The organism is Nocardia rhizosphaerihabitans, from assembly GCF_014646295.1.
Taxonomy (GTDB): Bacteria; Actinomycetota; Actinomycetes; order Mycobacteriales; family Mycobacteriaceae; genus Nocardia; species Nocardia rhizosphaerihabitans.
The window spans coordinates 1-25,012 of sequence record NZ_BMNE01000016.1 but is presented as its reverse complement, the minus strand read 5'-3'; the positions used below and the strand labels follow the sequence as shown (position 1 = coordinate 25,012).

Annotated in this window: 15 protein-coding genes and 3 pseudogenes; 4 read left to right on the top strand and 14 right to left on the bottom strand. The window is 63.1% G+C overall.

The genetic code is table 11. The features are described from left to right. Positions 1–5 precede the first annotated feature (5 nt). On the top strand, positions 6–1,661 hold the full coding sequence (locus IEY60_RS34605) for an FAD-dependent oxidoreductase (RefSeq protein ID WP_189034772.1): 1,656 nt from the start codon (positions 6–8) through the stop codon (positions 1,659–1,661). A gap of 160 nt (positions 1,662–1,821) precedes the next feature. Here IEY60_RS34605 and IEY60_RS34600 read toward each other — a convergent pair whose 3' ends face one another. Beyond that, complete coding sequence (locus IEY60_RS34600) at positions 1,822–2,859, bottom strand: helix-turn-helix transcriptional regulator (RefSeq protein WP_229740388.1); 1,038 nt, start codon at positions 2,857–2,859, stop codon at positions 1,822–1,824. A gap of 72 nt (positions 2,860–2,931) precedes the next feature. On the opposite strand from IEY60_RS34600, the gene IEY60_RS34595 reads away from it, so the two are divergent. Beyond that, on the top strand, positions 2,932–5,148 hold the full coding sequence (locus IEY60_RS34595) for a fatty acid desaturase (RefSeq protein ID WP_189034771.1): 2,217 nt from the start codon (positions 2,932–2,934) through the stop codon (positions 5,146–5,148). Positions 5,149–5,447: 299 nt separating this feature from the next. Next, complete coding sequence (locus tag IEY60_RS34590; protein WP_189034770.1) at positions 5,448–6,089, top strand: TetR/AcrR family transcriptional regulator; 642 nt, start codon at positions 5,448–5,450, stop codon at positions 6,087–6,089. Positions 6,090–6,628: 539 nt separating this feature from the next. Here the strand turns inward: IEY60_RS34590 and IEY60_RS34585 are convergent. Further along, positions 6,629–7,438 (bottom strand): thioesterase family protein, encoded by an 810-nt coding sequence (locus IEY60_RS34585; protein WP_189034769.1) that lies wholly within the window; start codon positions 7,436–7,438, stop codon positions 6,629–6,631. Positions 7,439–7,780: 342 nt separating this feature from the next. Here IEY60_RS34585 and IEY60_RS34580 point away from each other — a divergent pair, with 342 nt between their 5' ends. Continuing rightward, on the top strand, positions 7,781–9,520 hold the full coding sequence (locus IEY60_RS34580; RefSeq protein WP_189034768.1) for a GMC oxidoreductase: 1,740 nt from the start codon (positions 7,781–7,783) through the stop codon (positions 9,518–9,520). Between the two features lie 246 nt (positions 9,521–9,766). Here IEY60_RS34580 and IEY60_RS34575 read toward each other — a convergent pair. The 12 genes and pseudogenes from IEY60_RS34575 to IEY60_RS34520 form a co-directional block, all read right to left on the bottom strand. After that, positions 9,767–10,774: pseudogene (locus tag IEY60_RS34575) on the bottom strand (aldehyde dehydrogenase family protein); the annotation flags it as partial. Positions 10,775–10,820: 46 nt separating this feature from the next. Continuing rightward, positions 10,821–12,566, bottom strand: coding sequence for an acyl-CoA dehydrogenase family protein (locus tag IEY60_RS34570; RefSeq protein ID WP_189034767.1), 1,746 nt, complete (start codon positions 12,564–12,566; stop codon positions 10,821–10,823). Between the two features lie 1,150 nt (positions 12,567–13,716). Then, positions 13,717–15,258: a long-chain-fatty-acid--CoA ligase gene (locus IEY60_RS34565; RefSeq protein ID WP_189034766.1), complete on the bottom strand. Its 1,542-nt coding sequence runs from the start codon at positions 15,256–15,258 to the stop codon at positions 13,717–13,719. 197 nt (positions 15,259–15,455) lie between these two features. After that, positions 15,456–16,601, bottom strand: coding sequence for a zinc-binding dehydrogenase (locus IEY60_RS34560; RefSeq protein WP_189034765.1), 1,146 nt, complete (start codon positions 16,599–16,601; stop codon positions 15,456–15,458). Positions 16,602–16,905: 304 nt separating this feature from the next. Continuing rightward, positions 16,906–18,501, bottom strand: coding sequence for a flavin-containing monooxygenase (locus IEY60_RS34555; protein ID WP_189034764.1), 1,596 nt, complete (start codon positions 18,499–18,501; stop codon positions 16,906–16,908). Between the two features lie 141 nt (positions 18,502–18,642). Then, positions 18,643–19,611 carry an AraC family transcriptional regulator gene (locus IEY60_RS34550; RefSeq protein ID WP_268241510.1) on the bottom strand — a complete coding sequence of 323 codons (969 nt, stop codon included), beginning with the start codon at positions 19,609–19,611 and terminating at the stop codon, positions 18,643–18,645. Next, positions 19,593–19,694, bottom strand: a pseudogene (locus tag IEY60_RS36655) (hypothetical protein); the annotation flags it as partial. The gene IEY60_RS34550 and the pseudogene IEY60_RS36655, both read right to left, overlap by 19 nt. A 491-nt stretch (positions 19,695–20,185) precedes the next feature. Continuing rightward, positions 20,186–20,533, bottom strand: a complete 348-nt coding sequence (locus IEY60_RS34540) for a histone-like nucleoid-structuring protein Lsr2 (protein ID WP_189034761.1) — start codon at positions 20,531–20,533, stop codon at positions 20,186–20,188. A gap of 116 nt (positions 20,534–20,649) precedes the next feature. Continuing rightward, positions 20,650–21,384, bottom strand: coding sequence for a transposase (locus tag IEY60_RS34535; RefSeq protein WP_189034808.1), 735 nt, complete (start codon positions 21,382–21,384; stop codon positions 20,650–20,652). A gap of 59 nt (positions 21,385–21,443) precedes the next feature. Next, entirely contained in the window at positions 21,444–23,183 is a 1,740-nt protein-coding gene (locus tag IEY60_RS34530; RefSeq protein ID WP_189034760.1) for a DUF707 domain-containing protein, read from the bottom strand. A 9-nt stretch (positions 23,184–23,192) separates the two neighbouring features. Beyond that, positions 23,193–24,269, bottom strand: coding sequence for a glycosyltransferase (locus IEY60_RS34525; RefSeq protein ID WP_189034759.1), 1,077 nt, complete (start codon positions 24,267–24,269; stop codon positions 23,193–23,195). 30 nt (positions 24,270–24,299) lie between these two features. Continuing rightward, positions 24,300–25,012: pseudogene (locus tag IEY60_RS34520) on the bottom strand (hypothetical protein); the annotation flags it as partial.

Here is a 25,012-nt window from a genome sequence, read left to right as displayed (position 1 = left end):
AACACATGTCCCACGTCATCACACAAGCGTGCTGCAACGACGCATCGTGCGTGCCCGTGTGCCCGGTCGGCTGCATCCATCCCACGCCCGACGAGCCCGGTTTCGCCACCGCGGAGATGCTCTACATCGACCCCGCGAGCTGTATCGACTGCGGCGCCTGCGTCTCCGAATGCCCCGTCGGAGCGATTTCCCGCGATACCCGCCTAGGTGAAGCCGGGCAGACCTACCTCGGCTTGGCCACCGCCTTCTACCAAGGCAATCCGCTGCCTTCCGGCCTGCCCGTCGCCGACCTCGCCGCGCGGCGCTCGGCGCGGCTCAGCGTTGCTGTCGTCGGCTCCGGTGCCGCAGGCAGTTACGCCGCGACCGAGCTGCTGGCCGCCGAAGGCGTCAGTGTGACGGTATTCGATCAGCTGCCGACACCATGGGGTCTCGTCCGCGGCGGCGTGGCCCCAGACCATCAGCACACAAAGGACGTCACGAAGGTCTTCGAGCGGGCCGCTGACGACGGCCGGTTCCGCTTCTATTTGAACGTAGAGGTCGGCAAGCACATCAGCCACGACGAGCTCGTCCGCCACTACGACGCCGTGATCTACGCCTACGGCGCCGCGCAGGACAGACAGCTCGGTATCGCCGGTGCCGATATGCCACACAGTGTCTCGGCCACCGAGTTCGTCAACTGGTACAACGGCCACCCGGATTACGCCGACCGTGCCTTCGACCTGTCCGGACAGCGTGCCGTCATCATCGGCAACGGCAATGTCGCCCTCGACATCGCCAGAATGCTCGCTCTCGGACCCGAGCAACTCGCCACCACCGACATCGCCGACCACGCCCTCGATGCCCTCGCGTCCAGCGCCATCGAAGAGATCGTCGTGCTCGGACGACGGGGGCCCGCGCAAGCCGCTTACACCACACCGGAACTCATCGGCCTGTGCGATGTCCCCGGCATCGACATCATCACGCTGCCCGACGAAGTCGCGATCGACACCATCAGCCGGGAAGAACTCGACAACGCACCGGCGAAACGGATCAAGACCGACCTGGCCGCCAACTGCGCGCGCGGGCAGCTGACCCCGGGCAACAAGCGAATCATCCTCCGCTACTTCGCATCCCCGGCGGAGATCACCGCACAGGGCGTCCGCGTCGCGCGAACCCGGCTCGAAAGGGGACCCGACGGCGGCATTCGCGCAGTCCCCACCGGCACCGAGGAAACCCTCGAGACGGGTCTGATCATCCGATCCGTGGGCTACCGGGGCACGCCGATTCAGGGCCTGCCGTTCGACGCCGACCGCTCCGTGGTCCACCATGAGGACGGCCGCGTCCTGGACCCGGCCACCGGCATTCCGATCCGCGGCGTGTACGTCACAGGGTGGATCAAACGCGGTCCGACCGGCGGGATCGGAACGAATCGGAAATGTGCGCGCGACACCGTGCGCCACCTGCTCGACGACCACGCCGACGGAGAGCTGCAGTCTCGGTCCCACGACCATGACATCTTCGACACACTCATTCGAGAACGTCAGCCGAACGTGGTCGACCTGGCAGGCTGGCGTCGCATACACGACCGCGAAACAGAACTGGGACGCAACGCAGGCAAACCCCGGCGGAAGCTGACGAGCAGGGCGGATCTCCTTCACGCCGCTTTGGGACGTCAGGGGTAGAGCTACCGAACCCATTTTCGAACTGGTCCCCGATAGCTGGATTGGCCGAGTGGGAGCCTGGACCTCGAGGGTCGGAGCCCGGTACTGCGACGATGTGCAGATACATTCACGATCAGTCGCTCTGATTGGCCGATCGAGGATTCAGATGACTGAGTGCGCATCAATCCCGGGGCGATCTACCACTCAGATTGCGGAAGTGGCTGGGTGCGAGGCCTTCCCAGCGTTTGAATGCGTGCGTGAAGTTCGCCGTTTCGGCGTAGCCGAGTTGTCTGGCGATCTCGTCCACCCGCTGGCCCAGCCTCAGCATGTCAATGGCGCGCTGGTGGCGAACTTCGTCAACCAACGCTCGGTAGGATGCGCCCTCCTTGGTCAATGCGCGGCGCAGAGTTCGAGGATCGATGTGCAACTCGGCGGCGACGGTGTCCATCGAAGGCCATTGGTCAGGGTTGTGCAGGAGACGGCTGCGGACTTGCCCAGTGACGCCGACTCGGGCAAGACGGCGGTCGAGGATACGGCGACATTGGTGCTCGAAGATACGCGCGGTGTTCGCATCTGCCTGCGGCAAGCGAAGATCGAGAATCGATCGCGGAATCACGAGCTGATTCTCGGCCTGGTTCGCCCGAATGTGGTCGGGCGTGACTCGCCACGTCTGCCCGAGCATGGCGGCGCGTGTGGGGTCGAGCGTCGTGTCGATACTCAACGGCGCCAGGTCGATGTGCGCACCGCGTAACGCGGCTGCCAATCCAGCTAGATCCCGCTCGATGATGAAAGTTCTGACATCCGCTGGCAATTCGCTGCCCGAGGCTATCAGTTGCGCGTGATTCTCGCCGACGTCTATCGCGAATCGCAAATGTGTCGGCGAGAGTGCGAGGTACGGAATGGCGCGCTCGACCGCGTCCAGAAAAGTTGGTCCCGCCAACATCATGAAACCGATGACACCAGTCCGGCCGAGGGTGGAGAATCCGCCGACATCGGCGCCCAAACCGGGTCTGTCGCCGAGTGCGGCGATGAGGTTGCGGATCACCTCGAATTCCTGATGTGCCCAGATCTCGGCGTCCTCGTTGTCGAGGTCCTGTTCGGCAAGCCCCGTGCCGGTCAGGCAATCGGCGGCGGGTACGCCGTGAGCGACGCCTGCCTGCACCATGATGCGCACGCCTTCGGTGCCGCGCGGCACCGCCCAGACCGGAGAGATTTCCACTGTCCGAAAATACCAAATTTGTGCCCGGAAGGGCCATTCACCTCTCCGGGGAGAGTACCTAACCTCACAACTATGACAACCGCCAACGACGTCGGCACCGAACTGGGTCTCGCCGACGAGCTCCAACAGCTCTACCTCCAGACCAAGAGTGAGGTCGGTGCGGCAGACCTGGCGCATATTCGCCATGTCACCGCGTACGGGCAGGCGATCGATGCGCGCCGCTTGGAGCTGTTGCGCGAGGGCAGCCCGCGTGCGGTCGGTCGCGCCGTGGTGCTGGAGATGTTGTACCGGCTGATGCAGTTCTCCGAGCTCGGCCACAACATCATTCACGGTAGTTACGACGAGGTGGCAGACAACGGCGAGTATCACTCGGAGCGGTACCGGTGGGACTTCAATGTTGATGTGGACCACTGGAAGACCATGCATCATGTGGGACACCACCCGAACACCAATATCCTCGGGAAGGATCACGATCTCGGATACAGCATCATGCGTGGCATGGACGGTCAGGATTGGTTCGGCCATCACATTTTCCAGACCGCGATCATCAGTGCAATCGTCGCCGTCCTACCGCAATCGGCACCGTTCGCCCTGGCCAATATCGCGCGGCAAGTCGAGGGTCGACGATTTTTCAGCGCCTACACTTTGCGGAATCCTGTCAAGATCGCGGCGCGCGACGCGCTGCGCAGATATGTGCGGGAGCCAGTGGCCGCGGGGCCGAAGTTCCTACCTGCGCTTTTCGGCAACTACCTCGGTGGCGTCGCCGGGTATGCGGCAGTGCTTTTTCTGGTGATGATCGAACACCATGCGGGTGAGCTGGAAATGTTCAGCGATCCGGGCCCAGACGAGACCCCGGACCAGTACTACGAGCGACAGTTCCGCGCGACGAGGAACTTTCTTCGCAGTCCTCGACTGGATGCCTACCTCGAGCGAGTGCTGGTCGAAGAGGTGCCATTCGACAACCGTCCCGACTTCCGTATCTTCTATGGCGGCCTCGACACCCATATCGAGCACCACATGTTTCCGGACCTTCCGCCGACCAAACAGCGTGAGGTCGCGTCGGCGGTGCGTGCGATCGCAGAACGCAATGGGATGCCTTATCACGAGACCGCTCTGCTGGACACGGTGCCGATGATCGGAAAGGCGCTGGCACGCTTGTCTGTTCCGCTCGGTGAGCAGGAAATCGGCCGACCGCTGCGATTGCTGGCGCATCCGGTTTCGCTCCTGCGCCGAGTCGTTTTCGGTCTCGGCTACAGATCCCTGCCGGAATCGCCGTACCGGAACAAGGCAGGGTTCTATAACGTGCGGACGAAGGTCGTGTCCTCGACACTGGTAGCGAATGGCCAGGCGCGATCGATACGACTGCAGATGCCGCGCGGGTGGGATGCGGTGCGTTGGGATGCGGGCGCCTTCGTGTCTGTTCGAGTCGAGATCGGCGATGAGGTGCTGGTGCGCCAATACAGTCTGGTCCACGACAGCGACTCTTCGGACGCAATGGAGATCTGCGTCAAACGTGTGGAAGGAGGCAGGGTCTCGAATCGCCTCAACGACGAGCTGCGGACCGGCAAGTATGTCACTCTGGTCGGGGCACCTACGACGTCTGGGGGCCTCGCGATGGACGCTGTTCCGAGCAAATCTCTCTTCATCGCAGGGGGAGTGGGCATCACGCCGATCATCAGTTTGCTCCGCCGGATTGTCCGGGACGCGCCGAACTCGGATGCGGTGCTGCTCTACTTCAACAGAGATGACAAGTCGATCATCTTCGAGCACGAGATACGAGAACTCGCCAGGAAGTCCGGGGTCAGGGTGCACCTGTTCACCGATGTGCCTTCGCTGCGAAGTCACGTTGCTCCAGAACGGCTCTCGCGTCAGCTCATTCGGCGCTGTGTCGGCGACGCGGCCGACCGTGAAACCTACGTCTGCGCACCACCCGCGATGATCGACCTGGCCCGCGGCTGGATGAGCGAACTCGGCCTACCCGACGAACGGTTCCACGCCGAATCGTTCACGCCCCCTGAGCTGGAACGTCCTGCCGACGACGGACACCGATACACAGTCCGATTCCGTCGAAGCGACCGCTCCGTCGAGATCAACGGCGCGACAACGCTGTTGGAGGCGGCGACCAGTGTCGGCATCCGCGTGCCCACCGGATGTGAACGAGGATTGTGCCGTGCATGCGTCACGCCCAAGCTGAACGGCACAACGCGCGAGGAAGTCGACGGTCTGCGATTGGACCGCATCACGGTGTGCACGAGCACTGCCTGCTCTGACATCGAGCTGGACCTCTGACTCGTAGCCGCTCCCAGCGCGGACCAATGCAGATTCCATACGAGTTCGTGCGTCCAGGTGGTTTCGGTCCAGTCTCGCGCCCTGCGGGTGGTTTCCATGCTGGTCGGTAGCACAAAATTTCCGTCACTCCTGAATCAACCAGCCGGACCAGCTGCCCACTGAACTGAACCACTTCTCGAAAGACAACGCGGTCGCCGCAACCTCTCATTCGATTGTGTTGCGACGACCGTGTACCCAAGCTTGCGAGCGCGGGGCGTTGGGCGTGCTGGCTATTGGATGATGTCGGATCAGGGAGAGCGATGGCGAACCGAAATGCGCACGGCGCATTGAGTTTCCACGGCGAAATTCGGACACTGTTGCGAGAGCGGGCGCTCGATTCCGCGCGCGGATTGGTATGCGCCGATGGGTGGTCGGCAGTGACGATGTCCGACGTCGCCCAAGAGATCGGCATAAGCCGACAGGCCCTCTACCGGGAGTTCGGTTCGCGCCAGGCGCTCGCGGAGGCGCTCGTTGGCCGCGAAGTCGACGTTTTCCTTTCGGGTGTGGTGGAAGGGCTTCGGGGCAACCCAGAAGACGCTGTGGACGGAATGGTGCAGGCCGTTCGCTTTGCACTGCGATTCGGCATCAACAACGCCCTACTGCAGGCGATCCTCTCCGAGTGCGATGGCCAAGGCAACGGGCTTCTCCCAGTTCTGATTACAGATCCCGAAACTGTCTTCATGCGTGCGATCCGCGCGATCGGTGGGGTAGTGCGCGAGCAATACATGTCTGAATTTGCCAGCGACGAGGCGGTGGACCTTTCGGTTGAAGTCTTGGTTCGGCTGACCCTCAGCCATCTTCATCAGCCGCGCGGTCGCGTCGACCAAGCGGTTGCACAGATTCGCCGAGTTCTCGCGAGCCTGCTGCATCTCGATATTCTGCCTTCAGAGGCAATCGACTGACTCTGGTCACTCGGCGTCGTCGCTGCGTTTGTCAAGGTGAACCTCGACTTGTCTGATGGGGCGGTTGCGTGGTCCGGGGTCGGCTGCACGTAGCGTGCCGCAGGAGATCGGGAGAGGTACTGACCTGAGGGCGATCAGAATCGATGCCTCGCGCTGCTCGACGACCGACGCAAGAACCTGTCCAGCAACAGAACTCGATCGGTCAATCGTTGCATGCGTTGCTGCGTGAGTTGCTGGCCGGTGGGTGTGCCTACGGATCTGACTGCAGCGAACGCCGCCACAGTGCTGCGGGGTCTGCGCCCGGTCGCCGGCACCGGCCGAGTACGTAAGTCTGTCGCGAAAGACCTCGTCGCCGATATCAAGCGCTACGATATTCAGTTGCCGACAGTGCTGCCGCGATGAGTGAGCTGCTTGACCTGCACGGCACAAGACTTCGCGAGATTGCCTTCACGGGTGCACAGTGCTGGCCGCTGCGTGCTGGAGGCGGGCGGAAATGGCCGAGAGATCCTACGACCTTTCGCGCAGGTGAGCACACTGACTTAGTGGGTGGTGACGGCCACCCGGAGTTGGCGTGCGCCCGCGAGATGGGTGCCGTCCTCGCTCCAAGCGTCAATAGTTTCAATCAGCCATCCGCTGGACGAAGCGATCTCGGTTGTGGCGCGCACTAGTACCCACGGCGATTGAACGCGTACCTGCCGTCCGCTGGGATAGACCGAGAATTCAACAGTGGGGATCGCAATGAGTTGGTCGAGGAGAACCGAGTAGGACGGTGCTACGGCGTCGAGAAGGACGATGAGTCGGTAGATGTCCGGCGTGGTGTCGTTGTTGGCGTAGCGAACCCAAGCGAGAAGTTCTGGAGTGGCGCTCGCTGAGTAAGGGCGGTGCGCGCCAGCAAATCTGACCTCGGTTTGTTCGGCGACAGGAAGAAAATCGGGCGGTACGACGAACGGTTCACACTCAGATGGCCCTACGGCATCAGGGAACCGGGGCGCCAGTCTCGGAGAGCCGTGTGGCTGGGCGATCCCGAAAACGCCAGTTGCAGTGAGGTTGACTCCAGAAGCTGTCGCGGTGACTGCGCTTACCGTTGTCATCGAGCGGCCTTCGCGTATCTGCTCAGTAGTGACAGCGAAGTCACTTCTGACTGGTGAATGGAAGTGGGCAGTGACCGCACGCAGAGGCCTGTCGCTGGCGTGGTCGCCCATTGCAGACGCGGCGTAGGCGAGGCTGAGTCCGCCGTGGAGTCCGCCGAACCCCCAGAGGTGCCTGTCGGCGGACATCGGGCCATCTGGACGAGCTGCAAGGAAGTCCGCAGCAGTCCTGCGAGGCGCAGCGGCGCTGTCGATAGTCATCTTGAAACACTAGCACCCTGGCATCACCTCACTATAGTCAGCGTAGGCGCCCGCCTCGGCGCGCGGTCGAAATCCGGGTGCCGGTTCTTTGGGCTATGAGCATGACTCTCGAGGGGTGTATATATCAACGTCCCCTACCTCGCGGTGGATGTGCTCCGAGCACATCGGCAAGGGCTGCGGGGGTCTTGATGGCGCATAGCCGCCGATTATAGGTTTCGAGACATTCCATCTGACACGCGAAGAGGAGTCGGACGCCGACGACGACTCAGCACTCCTAGCTTCCCGCAGTAGCCTCGCTGCACGTCATTCTCACGACCGTCGGCTGAGTGTTTGGAGACTGCCATGACGCCTGATTATGACGTACTGATTGTCGGGTCAGGATTCGGCGGCAGTGTTAGCGCTCTGCGGCTCACCGAGAAGGGTTATCGGGTCGGAGTTTTGGAGGCTGGTCCGCGGTATGCGGACGCTGACTTCGCCAAGACCTCGTGGGACTTGCGAAAGTTCTTGTGGGCGCCCAAACTGGGCATGTACGGTATCCAGCGGATCCACCTGTTGCGCAACGTGATGATCTTGGCTGGCGCCGGCGTCGGTGGTGGTTCCCTGAACTACGCCAACACGCTGTACATTCCACCGGACCCGTTCTTCAACGACCCGCAGTGGAAGAACATCACCGACTGGCGCGCCGAATTGATGCCGCACTACGAGCAGGCACAGCGCATGCTCGGCGTGGTCAAGAACCCGACGTTCACCGACGCCGACCGGATCATCAAAGAGGTCGCCGACGATATGGGCTGCGGTGACACCTTCGTCGCAACGCCGGTCGGCGTGTTCTTCGGGCCCGACGGCGAGAAGACCCCAGGCATGACTGTGCCGGACCCCTTCTTCGGCGGGGCAGGTCCGGCGCGTACGGGCTGCGTCGAATGCGGTGAGTGCATGACTGGCTGCCGATACGGCGCCAAGAACACACTGGTGAAGAACTACCTCGGTCTGGCTGAACGCGCTGGGGCCCAGGTACATCCACTGACGACGGTGACCAGCTTCCAGCAGCGGGGCGACGGGCTGTGGGAGGTTGCCACCCGTCGCACCAACGGTCGGGCGCGGCGCAGTAAGCGAACTTTCACCGCCAAGTTCCTGATCGTCGCCGCGGGCACGTATAACACCCAGCGGCTGCTGTTCAAGATGCGTGACACCGGGAGGCTCCCAAAGATGTCCGAGCGGCTGGGCATGTTGACCCGTACGAACTCGGAATCGATCGTTGGTGCTCAAACCGTCAGGGTGTCACCCGATCTGGATCTCACTCGCGGGGTGTCCATCACCTCGTCGATCCACCCGACGCCGGACACTCACATTGAACCGGTCCGGTATGGCAAGGGATCCAACGCGATGGGAATGCTGCAGACCCTGATGACCGACGGTGCCGGCCCGCAGGGCACCGACGTGCCGCGCTGGAGCCAATTCCTGGGCCAGAGCCGCACCCGGCCGGCTCTGCTGCTGAATATGCTCATCCCGAAACGGTGGAGCGAGCGCACGTTGATCGCCTTGGTGATGCAGAACCTGGACAACTCGATCACCACGTTCATCAAGCGCGGACCGGCCGGCATCCGGATAATGTCTTCGAAGCAGGGCCACGGCGAGCCCACCCCGACCTGGATTCCGGTCGGCAACGAGGTGACCCGGCGGATGGCCGAGAAAGTCGGCGGCATCGCGGTTGGCAGTTGGGGTGAACTGTTCAACATCCCGCTGACTGGGCATTTCCTCGGCGGTGCGGCGATCGGCGACAGTGCTGAGACTGGCGTCGTCGATCCGTATCACCGTGTGTACAATTACCCGACCCTCTACGTCACCGACGGTGCCGCTATCTCCGCGAATCTCGGTGTGAATCCGTCGCTTTCGATCGCGGCGCAAGCCGAGCGAGCGGCATCGCTGTGGCCGAACAAGGGACAGGAAGACGTGCGGCCGGCCCAGGGGCAGCCTTACAAGCAGCTCGCACCCATTCGGCCGGAGTATCCCGCGGTGCCCGCCACTGCTCCAGGTGCATTGAAGCTACAGCAGTTCGCCCCTGAACCGAATCTGGGATCATGAGATCGGGACGGCGTCGAGGCTTTGGATGCCATGCCGAGGGTATCCAGTAACGGCCCGATCCGTGCATTCGCTTGCGCCAGTGATGCTCCAGGACATTGCGCACGGGGTCTCGTTCGAGGAATTGGCGGGACTGGGCCGGACGCGCTGGGCTGTCGTTGCGGTAGATCTGCGAGCCGGGACCGCATCCGGAGCACGCTCCGGGCTCGCCGGTGTATGCCATCGATTTGCGTCATTGGAACGTCAGCGAGCCTCATCGACGTCTGCGACCGGGAAGATCAAGACGAGCGGTCCGAAGGTCTCGTCGCGGCAGCATTCGGCGTCGCTGAGCACGTTTGGCTCGTAGAAGATTGCGGTCCGAGGTCGGGGCGTGCTTTGCCGCCGACGATGACGGTGGCGCCCTTGGCGACGGCGTCATCGATATGACTGGCCACGGCTTTGAGCTGCTCTTCCGATATGAGGCTGCCCATCTCGATGCCGAATTCGTAGTCAGTGCCAGCGAAATGGCGGCGACCCGTTCCCTGAAGATGCGGGTGAACTCGGGCGCGATGGACTGTTCGACGTAGGTGCGTTCGATGGAGGCGCACAGCTGGCCGGAGTTGGAGTAGCAGGCGCGCACTGCGGCGTCGGTCACCTCGCGCAGATTGGCCTGGGCCATCACAATCATCGGGTTCTTGCCGCCGAGTTCGGCGGAGTAGCCTATGAGACGGGCGTCGGCTTGTTCGGCGAGCAGCCGACCGGTGGCGGTGGATCCGGTGAACATCACATAGTCGGCGTTTTGGTCTAGGGCGGTGCCCACCAGCGCACCGGGTCCGGGGACCACGGCGAATAGATCGCGGGGGAGGCCTGCCTGGTACAGCAGCTCGCCACGTGTGACCGCGCAATATGGGGTTTGGCTGTCGGGTGTGAGGACCACGGCGTTGCCGGCGAGAAGGGCCGCGGAACTACCCGATACCGCGAGAGTTATCGGGTAGTTCCACGGCGATCACCCTGCCGACACCTTTGGGCTGGTACCGCACCACGGTCTTGGTCAGGCCCGGCAGTATTCCGGCTACGCGGCTTGGCCGCAACAGCTTTAGGTGCGGCGCGCGCGTAGTGCCGGGCGGTCATGGCGATGTCGCGGACCTCTGCCTGGGCGGAGGCGCGCGACTTGCCGATCTCGGCCTGTGCCATGTCCAGTAGGTCACCGCGATTCTGCAGCACTAGGTCGTGGTAGCGGTGAAAGATGGCGGAACGTTCCGCAACCGGGCGCTCGGCTCAGCTCTTCTGTGCGACCGGGCCCGGCTAAGAAATGTGGTGAGGCTCAGCCTTGGTGGGGTCCTTGGTTCATTTCATAGGCGCCGGACAGCGCGACGACGCGCTGCCAGATGCTGTCGAACCGCTCTGCGGCGACTACGGGTCTGTCGATCGCTGCCAGAATGAGCTGCTGTTGGGCCTCGGTGGTGGAGGGTTTGTCATGCAATCCGACTGCCGCAGTATTGAAGTCGCGGACCAGTACGTCGAAGATCTGGTCCACCAGGTCGGCGTCGACGCCGACGATCTCGGCTTGTTCCAGGATCAGCTGTCCGTACACGATCAGCGTGAACAGTTCGGTCAGGGCGAGCCCGAAGTCGAGGTCGCTCTGCTGGGTGGCGTCCGGGGCGGCCTCGGTGAGCAGTGCGACCAGGTGTTCGGCCTGGGCGGTGAAGCGGGCCACGTTCGGGATGGTGGCTGATGCGGCGTACGCCGCGCGCCAGTCGTGGAACCGGACCTTCGACAGCCCGCGGGCGGGTCCCTGGCGAAACAGGAACTCGTCGTCGGCGGCCTCGAGCCGGGTAGGCACTGGCGGGTAGGGCTGGGGGTCGAACAGGTAGGCGGGCATGAACTTCGCGATCAGCGCCAGGTTCACCGCGACGGTGCCCTCGAGCTTGGGCAGTCCGTCGACGTCGATCTTCGCGAGCAGCAGATACTGGTCTTTCTCGAAACCCTTGGCGGCCACGATCTCTGATAGCAGCGCGACCACCTTCTGCGCCTCGCTGGTCACCTTCATCTTGGTGATCGGGTTGAACAGCAGGTACCGGCGATCGTCGGGGTTCGCGGTGCGGAAGTAGTCCACCGCGCGGTCGGCGAACAGCCGCATCCCGATGAGTCGGGCGTAGGCGTCGACGAACTGGCGGCGCACGTGCGGGAAGTCGGTGACGGGGCGCCCGTACAGAATCCGGTTGTGCGCGTGGGTGATCGTCTCGTACAGCGCGTGGGTCGCCGTGCCGATACCGCCGAAGCACAGGTTGAACTTGCCGATGTTGACGGTGTTCAGCGCCGCGTTGAACGCATCCTGACCGGTGTGCAGGATGTCCTGCGCGGTGACCGGGTAGTCGTGCAGGGTGAACTCGGCGACGAACATCTGCGCCGAGACGACGTTCTTGTCCACGTGGAAGTTCGGGTGTCCGGAGTCGGCGTAGAAGAACACGTATTGATCGGGGCCCTCGATTCCGGCCACGCGCCCGAACACCGACACGATGCTGGCGCAATTACCGTTGCCGATGTAGTACTTCGACCCGCTCGCGCGGTACCCCCCGGCACCGTCGGGGGTCAAGACCATGTCTGTGGAGTAGATGTCGGCGCCGTGTTCCTTCTCGGAGAGGCCGAACGCGGCGACACCGCCATCAGCAAGAGCGCGCGCCGCCCGGGCGCGGGCCTCGTCGTTGCCGCTCTGCCACACCGGGCCCAACCCGAGCACAGTGACTTGCCACGGATACCAGTAGTTGAAACCGTAGAAGCCCAGGATTTCCGAGAGAGCCGCTACCCTCGCGGTGTCCCACCGCTTGTCCGGATGGCCGGCGCCATCCCGCGCGGGTGTCAGAAACGTCGCGAACAGGTTCTCGTTGGCGACGAACTCCAGAAAATCGGTAAAGAAGACCTTATCGTGATAATCTTGGGTCAGTCGCTTCTTGCCGCGGTGTTCGAACCAGTCGATCGTCGCGCGCAGCAGCCGCCGTGTCTCCGGATCGAAATGCTCCGGGGCATACTTCACCGGATTGAGCAACAACCCGTCGTTTGTCGGCAACATCAGTGTTTCCTCTTCTCTACGAGTCCTGGATGTCCGCACATCGGGTGCGGTCACGGTGGGTCGGAATAGGTACGTGCGAGCGGATCGCGGTGGTGGAGTCCTCGACGGTCTGCTCGGGAGCCTGGGTGCTAGCCATTCCCTCGGCGACACGCGCTGTGAGGCGGCGGCTTTCACACATCATCATCGCGATCGCGGTCACCAGAGCGTCGCGCCCCTGAAGCGGCGGTAGACCGTGGCACGGCTGACTTTGGCACAGGGACCCACCCGCTCAGTGGTCAATACCGGACTCCTCGGTCGCGCTTCAGAATGAGATGTCAACCTACAAACGGCCGGTGTCAGTCAACAAGGCCTTCCTAGCCCTTGGCGGTGTGCTGTGAGCACATCCAGCGTGCTTGGCTCGGCGACCTATATGAAGTTTGCGGTCAAGCGATGCGCGGGCCCGATGACGCGACCACGGGGCGCTGCCGCTTCTCGAACATCCTTTAACGCAGTGCTGCCGCCAATGCAAGACGGACTGGCAGGTCAGCGTTCTTATCCATGCTGATAGCGATGGAGCTGCTCGCGGAGTCCACCAAGTATGCGCGAACTCCCCAGAAGGAGCGCACCGAGGACAGTGCAGGTCCCTTTCCGTCGCGTGTGGGTAATCTCGACTGCGGATCGGGGGCGTCCCATACGGCGCTGCGGCGGGAGCCAGTGGCAACCCTTTTCGGCGGCCAGCGTGGCAGGCCGACCAACCGCAATACCGGCGTGGACGACACGCGATGGCTACTCGCCGTGCCGATACCGCCGCCAGGCTCAGGTGTACCGGCAGCTGGGGCGCAAGCTGGCTACAACGAAAATCAGCGGATGGCGAGAGGTTGCATCTGTCGTGCGGTGTTGGCCAAAGTTGTAGCCGAGTTGGATTCATAGATGTCGCGAACTGGCCCGGTTGGGAAGTGGTGCCGCCCTCCTCTGGCCGCAAGGGAATACACGCGATCCGGTAGTCGCTTCGCAGCGTGCTCAGCTTTCGGAAACTCGAGCGATATGACTCTAGGGTTGGTGGCTATTCTCGGTGATCGCCGGCACCACCACAGCCACGGCAAACTCGACACCGGCATTCGCAGACCAATATGGCAGGTACTGCAGAACGCCGGTATCGAGCGGTGCACGGTTAGGTGAGTTCGCGTTTGAGGATCTTTCCAGTAGCTGTCGTGGGTAATGAGTCGACGATGTCGATGATCCGGGGGTACTTGTATGCCGCCATCTGCTCCCTGCTCCAGTCGATGAGCTCATCACCCGTAAGGGTGGCTCCGGCGTGGGGGATGACAAACGCCTTGACTTCCTCGCCGTGACGTTCGTGCGGAACCCCGATGACCGTGGCGAGACTGATCTCTGGGTGAGTCATCAGGACGTCCTCGATCTCCCGTGAATAGACGTTGTAGCCGCCGCGGATGATCATGTCCTTGGATCGGTCTACGATGAGATAGAAGCCGTCGTCGTCCTTTCGGGCAAGGTCGCCGGTACGGAACCAACCACCGCGGATGGCTTCCGCGGTGGCTGCGGGGCGCCCATAGTAGCCCTTCATGACGTTGTGGCCTTTGACTGCGATCTCGCCGACGTCGCCGATTTTGGTGATCTCATTCCACTCGTTGTCGATGAGCTTGACCTCCACACCCCAGACTGGGACACCGATGGAACCGGGGCGCGTCCCGAGATCGGGCTCATTGAAGGTTGCCAGCGGTGATGTCTCGGAGAGTCCGTAGCCTTCCAGAACTTGCACGCCGAACTTGTCCTGCACCCGGGAGATGATGTCGGCAGGAAGACTCGCCCCGCCCGAGAGGCCGATCCGTAGGTTGCGGGCGATTCGCTCGACGTCGAGATCGGCGGTGAGCGACTCGAGCAATCCCCACCACATTGTCGGAACACCCGCGAAGAACGTGATGTCTTCTCTCTGGAAGAGATCGATGACCTGACGGGCGTCAAAGCGTGGTATCAGGTGTAGCGTGGCGCCAGTCGAGAAGCCGGCATGCATCTGCACCGTCGCACCGAAAGTATGGAAGAGCGGGAGTGCAACGATGTGTGTATCTGCGGCCTTGTTATCAAATAGTCGATTGCATGTGAGGACATTCAGGAGTGTATTGGCGTGAGAGAGCTCCGCGCCCTTGGGCTGGCCTGTGGTGCCGCTGGTGTAGAGAATGATGGCGGTGTCGGTGGCCTCGGTGGGAACAGATTCGAATACGCCCGACTGCCCAGCGAGGGCCTGTCCGAGCGTCTCTAGGCCGTCGATTGGGCTTGGTGCCGCCGGGTCAGCGGTAATGAGGAAGAAGTTCTCGGTGATCGACTCCTGGAATCCGGCGTATCCCTCCACTCCGATTGGGAGTTCTTCGGAGCCCTCAAAACAGAAGAAGGCCACGGCGTCGGCGTCGGTCAGGTGATAAGCCACCTCTCGTCTCTTGAGCAGGATGTTCAGCGGAACAACAACACACCCAGCCTTGAGGACGCCGTAATAGACGATCGGGAACCAGGGGAGGTTGGGGCTGCTCAGCGCCACCTTGTCGCCAGGATGGACGCCGCGTTCCACCAGCAGGTTCGCAACCTGATTCGCTGCTAGGTCAACCTGCGCGTACGTCAGCTTGGTGTTGCCCAGGACCAGCGCGTCCTTGGACGGATACCTACGCGCTGAATCTTCGAGGAGGGCAGACAGATTCAACATTGTTCTCCTGGGTCGTGAGTAGTTGTCAGACGCTTGAACTGCTCCGCGATGAGGCCTTCACTTGCGAAGTCGATCGAGTTCAGCGTGGCACGGGTGGGCAAACCTTGACCGGACATGCAATCAGATCCGGCGGCACATGACGGGCGGTGGGAAGGAATCGAACTATGCGCCCGATGGCAACACTGGATGTCGAACTCTCACCGGGAAGGATCGATGAGGATCTTCGCGTGGCGCTCGGGATCACCCAGGTCGTTGAACGCCTGTGCGACGCCGTCGAGGCCGACGGTCGCAGTGTGCAGGGGCGATGGGTCGACCTTGCCGGATGCGATCATGCCCAGCGTTTGGCTGAACTCCCCGGGGTCGTAACCGAAGACGAAGCGCAGGTCGATCTCTTTGCTGAGGGCAACAGCTGGTCGGAACCTGTCGACCTCGGTGCACATTCCGACCACTGTCACCTGCGTACGTAGCGGCGCGTTGGCGATAACGTGATCGATGATTCCGGGGACGCCGGCACATTCGAATACGACGGGGCCGCTCGGGGATTGCCCGAGTCGATCGGCGCCGAAGAAGATCTTCTCCACCGGGATCAGCGGGATCCTACGCACGGCTTTGGTCATCTCGAGTGCGAAGGCGAGAAGTTCCGGCGTCGAATTGACCGGGTCGTCGAGGGCGAGGGTTTCCCAGGGCGATTGGACCTTGGGGTCGATGACTACATCGGCACCGCACTGGCTGGCGAGCTTCCGGCGGCCGGGAGAGAGATCGGAGGCGATAACCCTGGTGACCCCCGCGGCCTTGAGCATCAGGATCACTGCTAGGCCGATGGGCCCGCATCCGATTACGACAGCGGGGCGGTTCTTACCCGTTCCCGATCGCCGTACTGCGTGCCGGGCGACGGTGAGGGGCTCGGTGAACGCGGCTTTGTCGGGCGAGACGCCGTCAGGAACGGGGAATGTCAGAGCTTCCTCCACAACGGTGTATTCGGCGTAGCCACCTGCTGCATGGATGTCGAAGCCCGTCATATGCATTCCTACCTCTGTCTGCAGGACGGGGAGCGCTGCCACGGTCGTACCTAGAGCCCAGCGGCCGCGTGTCTTCGGGCCGTATGACACCACCTCGCCTATGAACTCATGGCCGAGAATTACCTCTTGGTTCGGAAGAATCGCTGTTACGTAGCCTGATTCGAGCAACAACGCATTCACCTCGGTGGCGTCCTTTTTGGCATGCAGATCCGATCCGCAGATCCCGGTCCGCAGTACTTTGATCAGGATCTGACCCGGACCTGGTTCGGGTGTCCTCACCTCACGAACGCTGAGTTCGCCTTGCGTACAGACAACGGCCTTCATCGCGTCTTTCTCCTATGCTTCGATGAAAATTGAATCCTGAACGCGAGAGACGACAGGGACATGTGGGCGTCGCGTTTGTAGCGGTCAGAAGGTTGCGATCTTCTTCCTGCTGCCAGCAGGTGGTGAAAAGTAGTGCGGGACAACCGATCCCGTTGATTCCGCAGTGACCGGCGTCCGGACGGCATCTGACGGTCGGTCGGCACGCCGATGATCTCGGATCGTAAGACTGCCTTCTCGACGGCACCCGAAGGCGGAAGTGAAACACGCCAGTCCGTCGGCAAAGCTCTGAATTAGATACGGCGGCTCAGCTTTGGATCGACTGCGGGAATCTCATGTGTGGTCGGCGCGTGGTTCGCTGCACGACTTCTTTGACTTGCTCGGTCGAGTCGTCCGGGAAACCGGCGGCGGGTGAAGCGCCCGACGTGAAGCGAAGCTCGGGGTCGTTGATCGGGTTCCTGCCGAGGACGATGCGGTCGTGGTTGAAGTCCTGGGGAGCTTTCCACGGTCCGTGGGTGCCCTGCTTGGGGAACAAATGCATCGCCCGGTTGACGTAGCCCGCGTCGAATTCGAAGAATCGCTTGACCGGCATCGAGCAGTCCGAGACGACGGGTACGACGCTGGAGTAGCCATTCTCGCTCATGTGGTCGAGAAGTCGGCAGAACCACTGTGCGACGAGGTCTGCTTTGAGAGTCCATGAGTGGTTGATGTACCCGACGGTGAACGCGAAGTTCGGGAGGCCGCTCACCATGGCTGCCTTGTACACCACGTGATCGGGCAGATCGATCCGTTGGCCGTCCACCTCGAATGCGATCTTTCCGAAAGGCACCATATTCAGACCCGTGGCAGTCACGATGATGTCGGCGTCGAGCCGTGTGCCTGATTCGAGTTCGATCCCGGTTTCGGTGAACTGCACGATCTTGTCGGTGACAACCGACGCACGGCCCCTCGCGATTGCTTTGAACAGGTCGCCGTCTGGAACCGTGCACATGCGCTGGTCCCACGGGTCGTACTCAGGATGGAAGTGAGTGTCGACGTCGAAGCCCTCAGGGAGGGCGGCGGCCGTGATTTTGCGGACGAGCGCGCGGGCCTGCCGAGGGAATTTCCGGCTGGCCTTGTAGACGAGATTCCCCTTCCGGATGCTGATCTCACGGGAGATCGAGTAGGCAGTCTTCTCGGGGAAGATTTTTCGGAGAGTGTTCGCGATCGGATCCTTGCGTGGGATGGGAATCACGTAAGACGGGGATCGTTGCAGCATGGTGACATGCTCGGCCTTCTCTGCAATCGACGGCAGAAGCGTGACCGCGGTGGCGCCACTTCCGATGACCACCACCTTCTTGCCCGAGTAGTCCAGGTCTTCGGGCCAGTGCTGCGGGTGGATGATCTGTCCTTCGAAGTCATCACGGCCTGCGAATTCCGGCGTGAAACCCTCGCCGACGTCGTAATAGCCAGCTGCCGAGAACAACATCGACGCGGTCACGTGGTGTCGGACTCCGTCACTGACGCGCTCGAGTGCGACTACCCAACGCTGTTCGGGTGTCGAGAAGTTTGCCTGAACGACCGTGAAGCCGAGATGGATGTGGCGCTGCAGACTGTTTTCGCTGACGGTTTCCCGGAGATAGTCCAAAATCTCGTGGGCGTCGGCAATCGAGTTGTCACGACGCCATGGCTTGAAACCGAAGCCATACGCCTGCATATCGGAATCCGAGCGAATCCCAGGGTAGCGGAATAGATCCCACGTACCGCCGATCGATTCGCGTCCATCGACGATCGCGAAGCTTCGACCGGGCTGTGAGTGCTTGAGAGCGTATCCCATGCCGATCCCGGAGAGGCCGGCGCCGACGACGAGGACGTCGACGTGATCGAATGATAGGCCCGAATCAGGTGCAGGGGCGATAGGCATGTCAACTCCCGTTGTTGAGCTCAAGTGTGACGATGCTTACAGCGTCGCAACCTAGTGGCACTAAAACTTGTCCTCAGCCGACATAAATTTGCCATTTGGCGTCTGATCCTCGCGCGGGGGTGTCTGTTGGGCGCCGACCAACTAGAGAATCGGATCTTCCGGTCGGCTACCGCGGCGCCGTTTGAGCAGGGCGCGTGGCGATTCCCCGTACCGGCGGCGGCAAGCCCGGGTGAAGCTGCTCTGCTCGGCATAGCCCAGGGCGGAGGCGAGCTGTGAGGCCTGCAAGCCGGTTGCGGCGAGCTCCCAGGCTGTCGCCCGGCGAACCTCGTCGAGTATCTTCTCGTAGGTCGTGCCCTCGGCCGCAAGTTCGCGTTGCAGCGTGCGCTCGTGCAGTGACAGAGCTCGAGCCACCCGGCTGAGGCCCGCCTCGCCGACCACAAGCAAGCGCCGCGTGACGTCGCGGACATGCTCGGTCAACGCCACGCAGGAATGCACTCGGAGCAGGTATTCCTGGGCAAGTGTGAGTGCGGCTTCGTCGCGGTCCTCGATTGCGCGGGTGACATGTGCCGGCGACAGGTGAATAGCGTTCTGGCTCTGGCCGAACTCCACAGGGCAAGCGAACACGGCGAAGTAGGACTCCAATGGTGCGAGCCGTTCATGCTGGAACGTGACCTTTATCGGGCCCACTCTGTCGCCGCTCATGACGTTGATCGCGTTCATGGCCATTGCTTGGCTCTTCTCGACCGTTTGGCGCAGGTCGAAGTCGTTGTGGATGATCGTCGAGTACGAGTAGATCGCCGATCCCGCCGATGTGGTCAGCCGCGCCGTGTCGGCCGGAGCAAGGTTTCCGAGGAAACGACAGACGTTTGTGATCGCTTCGCCCACTGTCGCGGCATTCCGCAGGATGACGCTCAGCGGTCCCAGCGATGAGATGCTCTGCATGCCACCGAGACGCAATCCGAAGTCGGGACAGTCGAACTCGCGGGCCGCGTGTCCAAGAACCGCGGCAGCGTCTTCATAGCGGATATACCGGTCGAAGTCGCCGGCTGCGAGCGGATCGATGCCATGGGACCGGAGGAGAGCGGCGGCATCACCTCCGAGTTCGGTGATGGCGCCATGGCCAGGCCTGCGGCCGCCGCATCAATGGCTTCGGTCCAGCTGATCTCCACCCAGTTGCCGTCGACCTTACGCATCGGGCGGCGCAAGCGATCCGGGTCGTTGCGTAGATCGGCCAGCGCCACCGATTTCGGGCACACATGCCCGCTTCGAACTTGCGTACCGAGACATTCACCTTCGTGACGACGCCGTTGTCGCGGAGGGAAAACTCGCAATTACGAGTTACCTTCAGACGCACGAAAATTCGTCTCAACCAAGGTAAGGAACCTTGGCGCGAGTGGCGAAACGGTCGTGCCGTTCCGGCTAGGACAAACTGCCCCTTCGGAGCGAGCAGGCAGTTATCGGGGCTCAACGCCTGCGCGTACACCACGTCGAGGTGGCCGGTGAGCGGTTCGCCGATCGGCTCTTGAGCACGGACGCTGCCATCAGGCAGTGCGCACTTAGGAGGCCACCCTTCGGTCAGAGTGATTGGTTGAGGACGATCCCGGCGTCGACTGGTCGCGGTTGGATGCAAGCTGGCTGAAACCCGGTGCCTCCTGGTCGATCGGCACCGGGCGCTGGCAGAGACCTATGCGGTGGCTTTCTGGTAGGCCTGGATGGTTTCGGCGGCGATGCGGCCACGGCGGGACACCTGGTGTCCGTTTTCTGAGGCCCAGGCGCGGACCGCTGTCAGATCGCTGCGGCGTGAACCGTTCGAGGCGGTGTGGTCTTTGCGGCTGACGGGCTTGCCTTTGCCGCGGCCGGTCCGGCGGGCGTGGGGGATCCACTGGTCGAGCATCTTCCGCAGTGTGGCGGCGTTGGCAGTTGAAAGGTCGATCTCGTAGGTCGCGCCGTCGATTCCGAATGTGACGGTTTCTTCGGCGGTGGAGGTGCCGTCGTAATCGTCGATGAGAGTGACAACTACCTTGCGCGCCATAACCTGTGTCCTGTTCGTTCGGTGAGGGCCTGTAGTACCCGCGCGATGGTACTGCGTGCCTAAGGGTTGTCCCGTAAGTCTGAGTTGTTGACGGCGAGAGGTCCACCGGCCAGGAATCAATAGGCGTGGGCGAGGTTGGCCAGAGTCGCTACCCCAGCCATCGCGACACCCACCCCGTCACCACGTAAGCGGCAGTCGCGTAGGACCTTCCAGGTCTTCATCCGGGCGAAAGCATGCTCGACACGAGCGCGAACCTTACGGTGGGACTTGTTGTGAGCCTGTTTCCATTCCGGCAGCTCGACACCGGGTGAGCGGCGGTGCGGGATGATCAGACCGGTGCCCTGGTAGCCGCCATCAGCGATCACCACCGCGTTGCGGCAGGTGTGGGCGGCACCGGACTCGGTCCAGGCTCGGCAGTCGTTGCGGTTACCCGGCAACGGTTTTCCGAGCGCGACGACCAGTTCGGTGTCGGCGTCGATGACGACCTGGTGGTTGGTGGAGTACCGGTAGTTCTTGCTCTGGGCGGCGAGGTTGTGATCACGGGTCGGGACCAGGGTGCCGTCCACGATCAACACCGCACCACGCGGGAACCGGGCCCGGGGCCGTAGCGTCAACGCCGGTCCCAGGTCTTCGATCACCCGGGCCGCCGCTGATTTCGATATCCCGAACACCGCCGCGAGTTGACGCATCGTGAGGTTGGTCCGCCAGTAGGTGGCCACCAGCAGCACCCGGTCTTCGAAACACAACCCCCAGGGCCGGCCTCGCAACGGCCGGTCGGCGCCTTCGCGCCGCAGCCGGGTGATCAGGCGAGCGAACGTGCGTGGCCGCAGCCCGGAGAACAACTCCACCATCACCGGGTCAGCCGCCGAGATCACCACCGGTGACACGATACCTGTTGCCACTCAACAACTTACGGGACATCCCTTAGGAGGTCGCGGTAGGCGGCGGCTTCGTGGATCCGGCCGCCGAAGAGGCCGAAGATCTGGCGGTCGGGGTTGTGTTCGCGGAGCAGTTGCAGATGGTTGCGGGTCACCTCCGGTTCCTTGTAGAACCAGTAGATGACGGCCATGTCTGGATAGGACGTGTTCGCTGGTGGGCGCCGGGTGATCCGTGGTGTGCGCGGTGCGAAGAGATCGGGGTGGATGCGGGTCAGTTCGCCGGTCCGCACCATCTGGTCGACCATGCCGTCGCAGGGGATGTCGGCCTGGAAGCAGGCGCGGGCGCCCTCGAGGGTGCCGTGCGCGACCGCCACGTGCAGCAGGTTGCGGGAGTAGTCGGCGAAGTCGCGGGCCGCGGCGCCGCCCGTGCTGCCCACCTGTTCCGCGCGGGTGAGCCAGCTTTCGAAGCTCGGGTACGGATAGTGCAGAATCACCGGCGCGGTGACTGTTCCGCTCGCGCCCGCGAATCCGGTGAACCCGTGTTTGTCCGCCGGAGCGATGCCGGCTGCGCTGAGCCGGACAGCGCTGCGGGTGGCGGGGGCGTCGAGGAAAGGTGAGCGTCCGTTCACCCGGAACACGGTGCACTCGCGGAACGGGTCGGCGACCGGGTGCGGCATCGGCACGGCCTCGTGCGCGAGGAAGACCACGTGGTCGGCGCCCGAGATCTGCCAGTGTCTGCTCCCGTCATCGTGGAAGAGTTCGCGCGGGCCGAGGGGGAGTAGCCATTCCATCTCGGCGGTGCGCGCTGCGGTGATCGCGGCACCGATATTGGCGACCTCGCGAGCGTCGGGGTCGGCCGCGTCACTAGTGTTGTCGCACAACATGATCGGAAACTCTGCTGCTTCGACCAGCAGGCGGACAGCCGGATCGCCGGAGTAGACGATGAGCAGGTTCGCCTGGGCGCCATGATGGTTGAGCCAGGTGGGCAGGCCCGGCCAGTACCGGTCGATGGTGGCGCAGATGGCGATCGGCTCCTCGGTCGCGCGCGGCCTGCCGACCCCGACACCCTGGTGCACACGGGTGGTGAGGTCGTAGATCTCGTGCTGAACCAGATATTCGCAGTACTCGTTCCACGGGTCGATACCCGTCGCCCGCGCCGCCGTGAGGTTCGGGCCACCGACCGGGCGCGTGTGCCGCACCGTCGCCACGTCGAGAATGGCGATCGAATAGGTGTCGGAAACGAACTTCGGCCAGTGGAAATCCAGGCCCCACCCGGTCTGGGTGACGGCGAAGGTCGGCAGGCAGCGCAGCAGGAAGTCGCGGTGGAAGCAGGGCGCCATGATCTCCACGAAATTCGTGTAGCGCAGTTCGTAGCGGCGGTCGACGAGCGTGATCTCGTGGGTGAAGTAGCTGTCCTCGGTGAGCGCGGGTTGCGACAGTGAAAGCTGGTACCGCGCCGTGTATTCGAAGATGTCGTTGATGGTGTCGGTGTCGGTGGCGAGATCGTCGTCGGGGAGCCAGATGTAGTCGTAGTCGTCGATCACCTCCGCCAGATCAACGGTCAGCACATGATGCAGTGCGGTCCATTTCGTGCCCTTGCGGTCCAGCCGCAGGACGTCGTCGGAGCGGAACCGGTCGGGGTCGTCGCCGAAATAGCTGACGACGAGATCCCAGGTGCGCGGCTGCGATCCTGCGAGCCATTGTTCGTGCAGCGACCCCTCGCCCGCGCGCAGGACGACCAGGTTCCGGCGCCGCTGGCTCCGTGGTGTCATCGTGTCCTCCTAGGCGGTGTACCAGCCATCGGCCCACAGCGTGGTGAGGCGCTCGAAGTACGCCTCGTACTGCGGTGCGACGGCATCGAGGGAGAATCGCGCGACGGCGTCGTCGCGGATCCGCTGGTAGTCGAGCTTGTCGACGGCGTCGGCGGCGTCGCAGAACTCGCGCAGCGTGCGGCAGCGGAAGCCGTGCACGCCCTGCTGGACGGTTTCGGTGAACACACCCCAGTCGGTGGTGATCACCGGTGTGCCGCACAGCATCGCTTCGGCGTGGACACCGCCGAACGGTTCCAGATACAGCGACGGCACGAACACCGCGCGGGCCCGGCTCATCAGTTCACCGCGGCGCACATGGTCGACCACGCCGACGTAGTCGGCGAGTTCGGGCGGTGGCGCCGCACCGGGGCCGGCGACAACGAGCTTCACGCCGAGCCGCCGGCAGGTTTCGAGGGCGATCTGGATGCCCTTCGCTTCGACGACGCGGCCGATGAAGAGGAAGTAGTCGTCCTTCGTGTCGGAGAACGGAAAGTCTTCCACCTCATAGTAATTCGGGATCACGGTGTCGTAGAACTGGCCGCGGGTGTTCATGACGTCGGCCGGGCTGCGGGCGCCGTAGATAGAGTGCATCCAGGCATAGCTTTCGAACACGCGATACTGCGCGAACACCCCGCTGTACCCGATCCCGAACTCGACGGTCATGAGTTCGGGAAACTGGTCGGCGATCGGCTGCTGATAGATCCCGCCGAGCAGGCAGATGAAATCGCGATCCCGCTTGCGTTTGGCGATCTCGGTGATGGCGTGCTCGTTGGTGGTGGTCCAGTGCGGCGCGAAAGCCTTCCAGGTGAGGTTGTTCGGTTCGGTGTAAAGGTCGGTGTTGCCGAACCATTCGGCCTGCTCCGCCTTCGTCACGATGGTGACGAATTCGGTGCAGGCCGCGTCGTTCTCCTCGCCGCCGTAGAGGATCACCTCGTGACCCAGCTCCGTCATCATGATGGCGAAACGCCGGATCTTCTGGGTGTAGGCGCACGGCTGGTAGTGCTTGGTGGTCTGGGTGTTGGGGAAGTTGACGACATGAAAACGCATGGCGGGACTCACGTTCGGGTTCGAAGGGGCTCAGCGGTCGATGATCGGCCGGACCGACAGCGGATCCTCGCCGACGGCTTCCTCCAGGTGCTCGGTGCCGTCGAGGTAGGCCGCGCGTTTGCGCTGCTGCTGTTGCTGGCCAGCCTGCGCGCCACCGCCCATGCCACCACCCATCGGGTAGCCGCCGCCGTAGGGCATCGCTGCCGACGGGGCAATCCCGGCACGGGTTTCCACCGCATCGGTGGTCTTTCCGGCCGTGGTCGCGCGTGGAAAGAGCTTGTCCTCGGCCGCTTTCGCGGTCGGCGACGACAAGCCGCCCCCGCCCGCGGATCCGCCGCCGCCCCCGCGGAGCCCGGCTGATTCGAGATCGAAGCCGAACGGGACCGCGCCGGTGGCGCCCAGGGGGCCGGTGGCGCCCACCGGTGCGGTGGTCAGTGGCGCGCCGGTGGGGCCGGACAGGCCGGAAATCAACTCCTGCAAGGCTTTTGACAGGGAGGACAGGGCTTCCGGGCCGGTGGCGCCGCTCGGTTTCTCGGTGGCCGACTTCGAGGAGGGTGTGAAGGCGGAGGGGTCGAGGTTGCTGCCCTTCCCGCCGGTGCTGCTGCCGGTGGGGGCACCGCCGGATTTCCCGACGCCGCTGCCGCCACCACTGGTTCCGGGCTTCTTGTCGCCACCTCCGGTCCCGCCACCGCCACCGGGTTGCTTGTCGCCGTCCTTGTTGTTCTTGTTGTTGTTGTCGTTAC